Raw genomic sequence first — 12,001 nt, forward strand, 5'->3', positions numbered from 1 at the left:
GCGCGACGACCTCGATCGCGCCCGAGGAGGTGTGCACCTGGGAGGTTTTCGAGGCGCCCCGCTCAGGTGCGGTTGGCGTCCTGAAGGGCGGTGAGCAGCATGACGTAGGCGCTCGCGCCCGGATCGGGATGCCCGTTACCGCGCTCCCCCACCCACGAGGCTCGACCCCGACGCCCGGCCCGGCCTGTAGTGGCCTCGACGCCGGCCCTGGCCGCCTCAAGCATTGCGGTCAGGGCGTGCCCCTGCGGTGCGTCGCGCAGCGCATCCAGACTTGGCGAGAGGGCGTCGAGGACCGTCTTGTCTCCAAGGTGGGCCTTTCCCCGCTCGGCGATGCGGGCCATGGCAGCCCTCCCCACGTCCTCTGCCACCTCAGCAGTCCACGCCTCCCGCTCCCCCGTGACCTTCGCTGCGGCGAGCAGGCCGGCGCCCACGAGGGCGGCCATCGTCGACGGGTTGGCCTTCGCGAACGCAGCGCCGATCGTCCGGAGCATCTCGGCCACCGACGACGGGGGCTGCGCCAGGAGCGCCGCACGCACGGCTTGCGCGCCCTTGTCGACGGTGATGCCGAGGTCGCCGTCACCGACCGCGGCATCGAGGTCGCGCAGCACGTCCCGCTGCCCTGCCAGTGCGCTCAGCGCCCTGTCGAGGATGGCGACCACCTGGACAAGGGTGAGGTCAGACATGCGAAGCAGCCTCTCACTGGTGGAAGAATGGCGACGACGCGGGGGCGTCGAGCAGCTCGGTCAACTCGCTGTCGAGCTGCATGACGGTCACGGACGCCCCGGCCATCTCGAGACTCGTGGCGTATTCGCCCACGTAGACGCGGTGGATCTCGATGCCGCGCTCAGCCATGCTCTGGTGCACGCGGCGGTAGATGATGTAGAGCTCCTCGGCCGGGGTAGCGCCGAGCCCGTTGACCATCACCGCCACGCGGTCTCCGTCTCCCAGCTCGAGATCAGCGAGGATCGCCGAGATGAGTCGGTCGCCGACCTGGTCAGCCGTCTCGAGGGGCCCGCGGTGGTGACCGGGTTCACCATGGATGCCGATCCCGATCTCCATCTCGCCGTCCGCGAGCTCGAAGGTCGGCTTCCCGGCGGCGGGCAGGATGGTGGGCGACAGGCCCACCCCCACGGTGCGCGTGGCGTTGACCGCGCGCTGAGCGAGTTCCGTCACCCGCTCAAGGTCGTCGCCACGCTCCGCCGACGCGCCCGCGACCTTGAATGCGAAGACCATGCCCGCGACGCCCCGGCGTTCGTCGCGGCGCTCGATGGGCGCGCTGAGAGCGTCGTCGGTCACGAGGACGGTCCTTGTCTCGATGCCGTCCAGCTCGGCGAGGTCTCCGGCGAGATCGAAGTTGAAGACGTCCCCGCCGTAGTTGCCGTAGAGGTACAGGACGCCCGCACCTCCGTTGACGGCCTTGGTCGCCTCGTACATCTGCTCTGACGACGGTGAGCTGAAGACGTTTCCGACCGCGACGCCGGTGCACAGCCCGACCCCGACGTATCCGAGGAAGGCCGGGAGATGTCCAGACCCCCCACCGGTAACGATCCCGACGTGGCCGGCGACCGGTGCGTCGGCACGCACCAGCGCCCGGCGGTCCCCGGTGGCTGCCCGCAGCTGGGTGGGGTGGGCCAGGAGCAGGCCGTCGATGACCTCGTCGACGAAGTCGTCGGGGTCATTGATGAGCTTCTTCATGCGGGGGTCTCCTTTGTCGTCATCCGGTTCCACAGGTCGTCGAGAGTGCGGACGGGCGGCCCCAGGGCAAGGGACCGCGCCCCGGCCACGGCTCTGTGCTGGACCTGCAGTCGCGGACCGTCATCCAGCGAGTCGACGTCGATGACGTGAGCCAGACCGACGATCCGCCGCACAAGCTCGGTCGCGGCGTAGCGTCCGGTGTCCTTGAGGAGCGCGGCGAGGAAGATGTGGTCCCATGGCTGCGTTGGTGGCCACAGGATGCGCACCTCCTCGGTCAGCGCCAACCAGAACTCGTGCGCGTAGTCGGTGACACGGTCGGCGAACGCCATGTTGCCCAGCTCCTGGTGGCGCATCGCCGCGAAGGCCAGGTTGGCAACCACGTTGCCGGTGTCGTAGGCCATGGGGCCGAAGAAAGCGAACTCGGGATCGATGACTCGCGCGTCCCCGTCGGCGACCATGATCGACCCCGTGTGGAGGTCGCCGTGCACGAGCGCCTCGCGCCGGGTGCGGAACTCCCACAGTAGCTGCACTGCGGCCCGCCGCATGGGAAGGTCCGCCCTCAGTGCCGCAGCAATCCCCGCGGCCGCAGGGTCATACCGGTTCGACTCGGCGTTGATGTACGGAGCGGTGAACACCAGCTCCTCAGTGATCGAACACAGTTCAGGATTGACGAACTGCGCAGTGAGCGCCTTGCGTTGAGCGGGATCCATGACGAGATCGCTGGTCCCCAGCAGGGTCTGGGCACAGTAGCGGCCGATCTGTTCCGCGATGCCCTCGACGTGTCGACCGTTGACCAGGCTCGTCCGCCAGACCTCGTGGTGGACCAGGTCCTCGAGGACGATCGCCGCATGCTCCAGGTCCACTGCGAGAAGTAGCGGTCCCCGCCCCGGAGCGAGCTGGCCGTGCAGTTGAAGTGTCTGCGACTCGATCCGGATGCGGTCCTGCGTCAGGGGCCACGTGTCACCCACCACCCGCAGGTAGGGCGGGGCGTGCTTGACCACCACGGAGCCGCTGGACCCGGTGACCCGGTAGACGACATTGAGGTTGCCGTCACCGACCTCCTCCGTGTGCCATGGCCCCTCCCCCACGAAGGGCTTCGCGAGCCGGAGGGCCAGGCTGCTGTCGACGTCGTCGCTCACGGGGTGGCTCACCCGTCACCCTGCAGGCGTCGTTGGTTCAGGGCGTCGAGAAGCACGGCCACGAAGATGACGACGCCCTGGATGAACTGGGTCCAGAACGGGTTGACGTTGAGCAGGGTAAGTCCGTTGTTGATGACGCCGATCAGTAGGGCTCCGATGAAGGTGCCGACAAGGCTGCCCCGCCCACCGAAGAGGGAGGTTCCACCAATGACCACGGCGGCGATTACCTGCAGCTCGAGGCCCGTCGCAGAGGACGAGAGGGCCGAGTTCAGCCGGCCCGCAAGGACGATCGCGGAGAGACCTGCGCACAGGCCGGCGAGGATGTAGACGCTGAAAATGACGCGCTTGACGGGGATCCCGGCCAGGCGGGCTGCCTCGCGGTTGCCGCCGACGGCATACACCTGCTGCCCGAAGGTCGTCCGGGTCAGAACGAACCACCCGATGAGGAACACGACGATCGTCAGGACGACGGGGGCCTGGATCCCGGCGATGCGCCCATTGCCCAGGAAGGTGAAGGCCGGCGGGAAACCGAAGATGGTCTGACCCTGTGAAACCTGTTGGGTCAGACCGCGGCCCATGGCCAGGACGGCCAGCGTCGCGATGAACGGCGTGAGGCGCAGGGCCGTGATGGAGATGCCGTTAATGGCACCGACGAGCGCTCCCACGACAAGAGCGACGAGCAGTCCGACGATCGCGCTCGCACCGAACTCCTTCATCGTATATGCCGCGACCATCCCGGACAGCGCGACGTTGGAACCCACGCTGAGATCGATGCCGCTCGTGATGATCACGAAGGTCCCACCTACAGCCGCGATGCCGACGATGGACATCTGCACCAGGACGTTGAGGAGGTTGGAGGTGCTGAAGAACTTGTCGGTGGCGAAGGAGAGCACGATGCACAGGACGATCAGCGCTGCGAGCAGTGGGCCGATCCCGCTGAGCAGCGACTCAGCCCAGGCGGGGCGCCCTGATCGTTGACGGCCGAGGTCCTCCCGCTCGGTGCTCCCCCGTTGCTTCTGCCCAGGCGTCGCGGACGACTGCGTGGACGTTTCGGTTGACTCGGTCATTGATCGCTCATTTCCCTGAGGTGGCCCAGCGCATGACGGTCTCTTGGTCGGCTTCCTCGCGGGGCAGCTCGGCGACCAGCCGGCCCTGCCGCATGACGACGATGCGGTCCGACATGCCAAGCAGCTCCGGCAGCTCGGAGCTGACCAGGACGACTGCGGCTCCCCGCTCGGCCAGTCCGAGGACGTGGCCGTAGATCTCGGCCTTCGCCGCGACGTCGATGCCGCGGGTCGGCTCGTCGAGCAGGATCACCTTCGGACCGGTCTGCGTCACCCGGCCCAGGATCACCTTCTGCTGGTTTCCTCCTGACAACTTGCCCGCTTCCTGCGTGATGCCCGAGGTCTTCACCCCGAAGCGTTCAACGACTCGTTCGGCCAGACTCCGTCTTGCGCCTCGATCCACCACCCCGGCCCGGCTGACGGCGCCGAGGTTGGACAGCACGACGTTGTTCTCGATGCTTGCACCGAGCACCAGGCCCTCGGCCTTGCGGTCTTCGGGGGCATAGACGATTCCAGCGCGCAGGCCGTGGCGCGTCGAGCGGGTGGAGACCGGTCGGCCGTGCACCCTGACCGTTCCAGCCGTGGGCGGGGTGGCTCCGGCGATCGCCTTGAGCAGTTCCGTGCGTCCTGCACCGGCGATTCCGGCCACCCCGACGATCTCGCCACCACGGACGGCCAGGGAGACGCCATTGACCCGGGGTCGCTGGACCAGGTCCTTCACCTCGAGGACCACGTCGCCGAGCGGTCGCGAACGCCAGGGATACATCTCGTGGAGGTCCCGGGCGACCATCGCCCGCACGAGCGCCTCCTCTGTCCATTCGCCGATGTCCCTGGACTCGACGGCCAATCCGTCCCGCAGGACCATGGCACTGTCACACACCTCGAAGATCTCCTCGAGGTGGTGCGAGATGTAGATGACGCCGATGCCGTCCCGCTGCAGGTCACGCACGACAGCGAACAAGGTGGCGATGTCGTCACGCTGCAGGGCCGCGCTGGGCTCGTCCATGACGAGGATGCGGGCGTCCTGGGCCAGGGCCTTCGCGATCTCCACCAGCTGGCGCACGTTGAGGCCCAAGGTCGAGGTTCTCCGGTCGGGGTCGAGTGAACCCAGACCCACCCGGCCCAGTACCTCGCGGGCATTCTTTCCTGCAGTGCGCCGGTCGAGCACTGGACCCTTGCTGGGCATCCTCCCGAGGAACAGGTTCTCTGTGACGGTCATGTCCGGCACGAGGCTGAGCTCCTGGTAGATGACCGCAATGCCGGCGTCGAGCGCCGCCGACGGGCCGCTGGCCAGCGTCTCTCCGTCCACGAGGATGGAGCCCCCGTCTGCGGAGTAGCCACCGGCGAGGATCTTGATGAGGGTCGACTTGCCCGCGCCGTTCTCGCCCACGAGCCCCAGCACGTGGGAAGACTGAAGGGTCAGGGTAACCCCCTTGAGAGCGCGGACACCGGGAAACGACTTGCTGATGTCGCGGATCTCGAGCAACGGTGCCGTCACGGCCTGGAGCCTTCCTGTGGGTGGGCTGACGGGTGGGGGGCCGCCCGAGCCGGTCCCCCACCACGACGGGTCACTTGACCTCGGCGGACCAGATCCCGTAGCTCTTGACCTCGGCGGAGTCGATGTTGTCCTTCGTAATCAGCTGGCTGGGCCAGAAGTCGTGGGCCGGAACGCTCTTGCCGTCGACCACGAGATCCTTGATGTAGCCCATCGACTTCTCCGCCATCTTAATGGGGTTCTGGCTGATGGTCGCGTCCTGCTTGCCGTCCCGGATGGCCTGAAGCGCCTGCGCCGTGCCATCGAGACCGATGATGACGATGTGCTGCTTGCTTCCCGGAGGCTGGAAGCGGTTGGCAGAGTCGATGGCTCGCAGGGCGCCGACGGTGTTGTCGTCGTTCGCGCCGAAGACGGCGTCAATCTGGCTGTTTGCCTGAAGGATGTTGCTCATCGCGTTAAGCGACTTCTCCTGGTCGAAACCCCCCTCCTGCTTGGCCACGAGCTTGAGGTTGGGGTTGGCCTTGAGACCTGCCTGGAATCCGGTTTCACGGTCGGCCGCCGCAGTTGTGCCAACCAGCCCGACGAGGTCCACCACGTTCCCCTGGGACTTGCCGTAGGGCTTGGCCAGAGTCTGGGAGATCCAGGTTGCCGCGGCCTCACCGGCCTTCTTGTTGTCGGTCTCCACGAAGCAGGTCACCGTGCCTCCGCTGGCTCCTCGGTCAAGGGTGAACACCGGCACGCCCTTCGCGTTCGCCGCCTGGACGACAGGCGTGATGCCGTTGGAATCGATAGGAGTGAGGACCAGGACGTTGACACCCTGGTTGAGGAGGTTCGTCGCGTCATTGAACTGTTGGGCGGCGTCCCCGTTGGCGTTGGTCTCCTTGAGCTGGAAGCCATTGGCTGCGACACCGTTCTTCACGCCTCGCTCCAGACCGACGAAGAACGCGTTGGTCAGCGTCGGGCCCGCATATCCGACGACGACATCCGAGGCTTTGATCGTCTTGGCGGTCGGTGCGCCGCTGGCACCCGGGGTGGATGTGGTGCTGTCCTGCGAGCACGCCGCCAGCGCGGTGCTCGCGAGCAGCGCCCCTGCGACGAGGGCGGTGCGTCGGTTCAATGTGGCCACGACAGTCTCCTTGAGGGGGTGGTTAGCGGGCGTCTGTGTTTGCGATGGGGCGAGGGGGGTTGCGGGCCGGGTCGCGCAGGAGGCGGCGCTGGGTGACGATGGCCGTCACCAGCCCTGCGGGGGTAATGTCGAACGCCGGGTTCAGGGCCCGGCTGTCGGGCGAGGCCACCCGCTGCCCGAGGACGTCGAGCACCTCGTCCTCGTGGCGCAGCTCGATCGGGATGTCGGCACCGGTGGGCGTCAGGTCGTCGATCGTCGATTCCGGGGCTGCCACGAGGAAGGGGATGCCCGCGTGGTGTGCAGCGAGGGCATGGCTGACGGTGCCCACCTTGTTGGCGACGTCGCCGTTGGCGGCGATGCGGTCGGCGCCCACCACCACCGCCTCGACTTCACCGGAGAGGATCAGACCTGCCGCGGCAGAGTCCACGATCACCCGGTGAGGGATCCCGGCGCGGGACAGCTCCCACGCCGTCAGACGGCTGCCCTGCAATAGGGGTCGGGTCTCGCAGACGTAGACGACGGTCAGTGGTGACTCGCGATGCAGGTGCCCGATGACCCCCAGCGCGGTGCCTTCCTCGACACCCGCCAGGGCACCGGCATTGCAGTGCGTGAGGATCCGTCGTGCACCGTGGAGGAACGCTGCACCCGCCTCGCCGATCGCGCGGTTGGCGAGGATGTCCTCGTCCCGGATGGCCAATGCCGCGGCGAGCACCCCGGCGACGTCGGCGCCCTCGGCCCGCGCCCGCTGGACCGCCCGGACCCCGTAGCCGAGATTGACCGCGGTGGGTCGCGCGTTCGACAGCTTCTCGGCGGCGACGTCGAGCGCCCGGTCGACGTCGTCACCCGCCCGCGCCGCGGTGGTTGCTGCGAGTGCCATGCCGAGAGCACCGGCCACGCCGAGAGCCATGGCTCCCCGAACCGCCAGAGACTGGATATGGACGACGAGCTCGTCGACGTCACGGACGTCGATGAAGATCTCCGCCTGCGGGAGGCGGGTCTGGTCGATGATGCGGACGGCTCCGTCCCACCAGTCGATGGTGCGCATTTCCCTACCGTTGTCTGACAACTGACATCTGTCAAGAGGATTGCTATGGTTGTGACCTCGCGGTGACTACGGTGCACGCGGTAACCCCGGTTCCCCGGACGGAGGTGAACGGATGCAGCCCCTCGGCCTGCAGTCATCGCTGCCCCAGCAGCTGGCCGACGCCCTTCGGGTCCGGATCAGGGCCAAGGAGTGGGGGCCGGGCCAACAACTCCCCACCGAGGCGGAGCTCGTCGTGCGCTACGGGATCTCGCGCGCCACCGTGCGGCAGGCCATCAAGGATCTCGAAGGTCAGGGTCTCGTCGTCGTCCAGCGCGGTCGAGGGACGTTCATGGCCGAGGGCACCAGAATTCATGCCGGAATGCAGGAGCTCGCCTCGATCTCGGCGACGATTGCCCAGATGGGCCTCGAGCCCTCCATGCGATACCGACACCGGATCGTCCGCGCCGCCACCGCGGCCGAACTCAGACAGTTCGACCTCCCGGTGGGCGGCAAGGTCGTCGACATTCAACGCAAGATCCTCGCCGACGGCCAAACCGTCGCCTTCTCCTACGACATCCTGCCCCGGTGGGTCTTCCCTGCGCGGTTTCGGACCAGCGAGTTGCGTGGCTCCGTCTTTGGCTTCCTGGCCGATCACGATGGTCCGCGTCCGGCTCGCGCGCTGGCCGAGGTCCACGCGGTGCGCTCCGACACCATCGGGTGGGACGAGGAGACCGATGGCCACCAACTCTACATCCTGCTCGACCAGATGCAGGTTGACGACCAGAACCGCCGCTTCATGCACTCGCGCAGCTTCTTCCTCGAAGGCCGCTTCAACTTCACCGTGGTCCGAACACGCTGAGCCGCTTCGCCCTGCACGCCAACCGATTGGAGCTCTCTGATGAAAGCTGTTGTCCTCGAGTCCCTTCGCCCCATCGACCAGGGGCCGTTGGTCCTGCGCGAGGTCGACCAGCCCGGCGCCGGCAACGGCCAGGTCGTGATCAAGGTCGTCTCCTGCGGCGTCTGCCGCTCGAACCTGCACATGATCGAGGGCGACTGGGCCTCCGGCGGCACGCCCTCCCACACACCCATCATCCCGGGCCACGAGGTTGTCGGCACGGTGGCCGAGGTCGGCGCCAACGTCGAGCACCTCTCTGTCGGTGACCGAGTCGGGGTCATGCCCCTTTGGTCGACGTGCGGCTACTGCGAGTTCTGCGTGGCGGGCCTGGACCACCTGTGCCAGTCCAAGCACATCACCGGCGAGACGGTGGATGGTGGGTATGCCGAGTTCATGCTGGCCAGCGCTGCCCACACCTACGCACTCCCCGACGAGATCGCCTTCGACGATGCAGCTCCCCTGTTCTGCCCGGGTATCACTGCCTACGGCAGCGTCGCCAAGGCGCGTCTGACCCCTGGCAAGAAGGTTGCCGTCTTCGGCATCGGCGGCGTCGGTCACCTGGTGCTGCAGATGGCGGGACTCTACGGCGCCGACGTCTTCGCGGTCTCGCGTGGCCGCAACCACCTCGAGCTCGCCGAGGAACTTGGCGCCACCGGGATCGACGCCAGTAGTGGTGACCCGGCCGAAGTACTGCAGCGCCTGGGCGGTGTCGACGCCAGCATCGTCTTCGCCCCGTCGGACGCCGTCGTCGCCCAGGCCATCCGCGCCACCCGGCCCGGTGGCACCGTCATCCTCGGCATCAACGCCGAGGTGGGGCCGCTGCCCTTCGCTCTCGAAATTGCCGTCGTCGGGTCCTTGCTCGGCACCCGGCAGCAGATGCGCGAGGTCCTCAAGCTTGCGGCCGCCGGGAAGATCAAGGCAGAGTGCAGGCCGTTCGCCCTCGACGAGGCAACCCAGGCGCTGACGGCCCTCAAGCAGGGCGAGCTCCGCGCCCGCGCCGTCCTCATGGTCTAGCCCGATGCTGCTGCTGGAGCACCGTGAGTCCGTCGTCCGCGCCTGTCGCGACCTGGTTGGAACGGGGCTGGTCCGGGGCACGTCCGGGAACGTGTCAGTCCGTGACAGGGATACCGGCCTCGTCGCCATCACGCCCAGCGGCACGGCATACGCGAGCATGACCCCCCACGACGTCGTCGTCGTCACCCTCGACGGCGAAGTCGTGGAGGGGCTCCTCGAACCCACCACCGAAGCGGGGATGCACCTGGCGATCTACCGGGCACGCCCCGAGGTCTACGCCGTCGTGCACACGCACTCGCCCTTCGCGACGACGTTCGCGGCCCTGCGTGAACCGCTGCCCGCCACCCACTACATCCTCGCGCGGGCCGCCGCCGTCGTGAGAGTGACCCCGTACGAGCGATACGGCACACCCGAGATCGCCGCGGCCTGCGTTGCAACGCTCGGCACCGACTGCGGCGTCCTCCTCGCAAACCATGGTGTGGTCGCCGTGGGCCCCCAGCTCGACTCGGCCATGGCTGTCGCCGAGGCCATCGAGTACACCGCCGAGATCACCTGGCGAGCCCGGGCCATCGGCACGCCCGTTGTCCTCGATGATGCGCAGATGGCGGCCGTGGCGGGCGCCTTCTCTACCTACGGTCGGGCGACACGACGCCCGACCGATCAGTGACACCGTCGGTCCTCACGAGCACCCGCCCGGCAGATACCGAGGTCCCGGATCTGCGCCGGGTGGCCATGTACGTCGCGGCCCGAAGCGTTGCCACGCTGCCCTGACCGCTTCTCGCGGTGCCGTCGGATGCGCCCCGTCTCAACGAAGGATTTCGCACTGACTAACTTTTGCACGGACTCTCATACCATAGCCGACATGTTGGAGCGCGGACATGGTGTCGACACTCCAGTCCACTGACGAATCCAGCGTTCCGGTCGTGCACTTCCAAGAGACATTACCGAATCGCAGACCGTACGAGCCTGCGTCTTCCGCCGCCCGCGGTCGCGGTCGCGGTGAGCCTCAGGGGATGCGGCGTACTCGGTTGACGGTCAGGCCGTTCTCGTCGAGCAGGTCGCCCATCTTGCTCGCGAACTCGACCAGGTGGGGTGCCGCGAGGTGGGCGTCGAGGTGCTCGCCGGAGAGCCAGTTCTCGTAGAAGGTGAAGAAGCTCGGATCCTCGACGCCCTGGTGAAGGTCGTAGTTGACGTATCCCTCCTCCTGGCTGGTCGGCTCGATCAACGCCTCGAGCGCGGCACGCAGCTCCTCGGTCTTGCCCTCAGCCGCCCGCATGTAGGCCACCACGGTCAGCAGGTCGCGGTTGTCGTCGGTGGGTGTGCTCACGGGTCCTCCTAGTGGACGTTGGTGGTGGGGTGAGCGACGCTAGGCCATATGACCCCGCGTCGCAAGACCGCTCTCGAGATGGCCGAGGCCGCTGGCGCCTGGCTGGCAACGCTGGACGACGACCAGCGAGCCGTGGCTCGCGGCGCGGCGCCGGCGTACGACGACCCGGGCGACGCCGAGCGTCGGCGCTGGTTCTACACCCCCACCGACCACGGCGGCCTGACCATGCACCAGCAGCGGCCCGCGCAGCAGCGGGCCGCGATGACGCTGGTGGCCACCGGGCTGTCGATGGCCGGCTACGTCACCGTCGCGACCACGATGGGGCTGGAGAACGTGCTCGACCGCGTCGAGGGGTTCGTGACCCGGTTCGACCGCCAGCGCGGGCGCGACCCGGGGCTGTACTACCTGCGCGTCTTCGGTGAGCCGGGCGGCGCCGCCCCCTGGGGGTGGCGGTTCGGCGGCCACCACGTCTCGCTGAACAACCTCGTGGTCGACGGCGAGCTCGTCTCGACGACCCCGTGCTTCATGGGCGCCGACCCAGCGTCCTCACCTCTGCTCGGCGGCGCGGTCAACCGGCCGCTCGCCCGGGTCGAGGACCTCGCGCGCGAGTTGGTCCGTTCCCTTGACCCTGAGCTCGCCGCGCGGGCCGTCTTGCTGGACAAGGCCCCCTCGGACTTCGTGACCGCCAACCGCACCGCCGTCTCCGAGGGCGACCAGGTCATCCCGCTGGCCGGCGTCTGGCGCGACGCGCGGTTCACCGACGACACCGAGCAGGCCAAGCTGCAGGCTCTCAGCAACGCCATCGACGAGGCAGCCGGACTCACTCCCGATGACCACCGCACGACCCAGTACACCGCGACGCCCAAGGGCATCCCCGGCCGAGACCTCGACAGCGCCCAGCGCGAGCTCCTGCTGACCCTCCTCGCCACCTACTTCGACCGGGTCCCCGACGGCGTCTCGCCCCTGGCGTCGTACGACGGCGACGCGCTCGACGCCGTCCACTTCGCCTGGGCCGGGCCGACCGATCCCGGGCAGCCGCACTACTACCGGCTCCAAGGACCGCGGCTGCTCATCGAGTGGGACAACACCCAGCGCCGCGCCAACCACGCCCACTCGGTCTGGCGCGACCCCGAGGCCGACTTCGGTCTCGACGTGCTGGCCCAGCACCGGGCCGCGCACCACTGAGTCAGAGCCCAGCCAGCGCCACACTTGCTTCACGGTG

General features: G+C 68.1%; 12 protein-coding genes. 4 read left to right on the forward strand and 8 right to left on the reverse strand.

Going from position 1 to position 12,001, the window contains the following annotated elements; translation table 11 throughout:
* Positions 1 to 62: 62 nt before the first annotated feature.
* From ACLL9L_RS15645 to mtnA, 7 genes are all read right to left on the reverse strand, one after another.
* Positions 63 to 683 carry a DAK2 domain-containing protein gene (locus tag ACLL9L_RS15645; RefSeq protein WP_411285584.1) on the reverse strand — a complete coding sequence of 207 codons (621 nt, stop codon included), beginning with the start codon at positions 681 to 683 and terminating at the stop codon, positions 63 to 65.
* A 13-nt stretch (positions 684 to 696) separates the two neighbouring features.
* The gene (locus ACLL9L_RS15650; RefSeq protein WP_411285585.1) at positions 697 to 1,695 is read right to left on the reverse strand and encodes a dihydroxyacetone kinase subunit DhaK; all 999 of its coding nucleotides are present in this window, start codon (positions 1,693 to 1,695) and stop codon (positions 697 to 699) included.
* A complete protein-coding gene (gene mtnK / locus ACLL9L_RS15655; RefSeq protein WP_411285586.1) occupies positions 1,692 to 2,846 on the reverse strand; it encodes an S-methyl-5-thioribose kinase in 1,155 nt (384 codons plus the stop codon). Before mtnK ends, ACLL9L_RS15650 begins: the two co-directional genes overlap by 4 nt.
* Positions 2,843 to 3,901 carry an ABC transporter permease gene (locus ACLL9L_RS15660; protein ID WP_411285587.1) on the reverse strand — a complete coding sequence of 353 codons (1,059 nt, stop codon included), beginning with the start codon at positions 3,899 to 3,901 and terminating at the stop codon, positions 2,843 to 2,845. The genes mtnK and ACLL9L_RS15660 overlap by 4 nt, the downstream gene beginning before the upstream one ends.
* 7 nt (positions 3,902 to 3,908) lie before the next feature.
* The gene (locus tag ACLL9L_RS15665) at positions 3,909 to 5,396 is read right to left on the reverse strand and encodes a sugar ABC transporter ATP-binding protein (protein WP_411285588.1); all 1,488 of its coding nucleotides are present in this window, start codon (positions 5,394 to 5,396) and stop codon (positions 3,909 to 3,911) included.
* Between the two features lie 70 nt (positions 5,397 to 5,466).
* On the reverse strand, positions 5,467 to 6,519 hold the full coding sequence (locus tag ACLL9L_RS15670; protein ID WP_411285589.1) for a sugar ABC transporter substrate-binding protein: 1,053 nt from the start codon (positions 6,517 to 6,519) through the stop codon (positions 5,467 to 5,469).
* Positions 6,520 to 6,541: 22 nt separating this feature from the next.
* Positions 6,542 to 7,564, reverse strand: a complete 1,023-nt coding sequence (mtnA, locus tag ACLL9L_RS15675) for an S-methyl-5-thioribose-1-phosphate isomerase (RefSeq protein ID WP_411285590.1) — start codon at positions 7,562 to 7,564, stop codon at positions 6,542 to 6,544.
* Positions 7,565 to 7,676: 112 nt separating this feature from the next.
* On the opposite strand from mtnA, the gene ACLL9L_RS15680 reads away from it, so the two are divergent.
* The 3 genes from ACLL9L_RS15680 to ACLL9L_RS15690 are packed head-to-tail and all read left to right on the forward strand — an operon-like array spanning position 7,677 to position 10,119.
* On the forward strand, positions 7,677 to 8,402 hold the full coding sequence (locus tag ACLL9L_RS15680; RefSeq protein ID WP_411285591.1) for a GntR family transcriptional regulator: 726 nt from the start codon (positions 7,677 to 7,679) through the stop codon (positions 8,400 to 8,402).
* Between the two features lie 39 nt (positions 8,403 to 8,441).
* Positions 8,442 to 9,452, forward strand: coding sequence for an alcohol dehydrogenase catalytic domain-containing protein (locus tag ACLL9L_RS15685; RefSeq protein ID WP_411285592.1), 1,011 nt, complete (start codon positions 8,442 to 8,444; stop codon positions 9,450 to 9,452).
* A 4-nt stretch (positions 9,453 to 9,456) separates the two neighbouring features.
* Positions 9,457 to 10,119, forward strand: coding sequence for a class II aldolase/adducin family protein (locus tag ACLL9L_RS15690; RefSeq protein WP_411285593.1), 663 nt, complete (start codon positions 9,457 to 9,459; stop codon positions 10,117 to 10,119).
* 339 nt (positions 10,120 to 10,458) lie between these two features.
* On the opposite strand, the gene ACLL9L_RS15695 is transcribed toward ACLL9L_RS15690, so the two are convergent.
* Positions 10,459 to 10,779, reverse strand: coding sequence for a putative quinol monooxygenase (locus ACLL9L_RS15695; RefSeq protein WP_411285594.1), 321 nt, complete (start codon positions 10,777 to 10,779; stop codon positions 10,459 to 10,461).
* 48 nt (positions 10,780 to 10,827) lie between these two features.
* Here ACLL9L_RS15695 and ACLL9L_RS15700 point away from each other — a divergent pair, with 48 nt between their 5' ends.
* Positions 10,828 to 11,964 (forward strand): DUF3500 domain-containing protein, encoded by a 1,137-nt coding sequence (locus ACLL9L_RS15700; protein ID WP_411285595.1) that lies wholly within the window; start codon positions 10,828 to 10,830, stop codon positions 11,962 to 11,964.
* Positions 11,965 to 12,001: the final 37 nt, after the last annotated feature.

The organism is Lapillicoccus sp. (assembly GCF_046595215.1).
GTDB lineage: Bacteria > Actinomycetota > Actinomycetes > Actinomycetales > Dermatophilaceae > Lapillicoccus.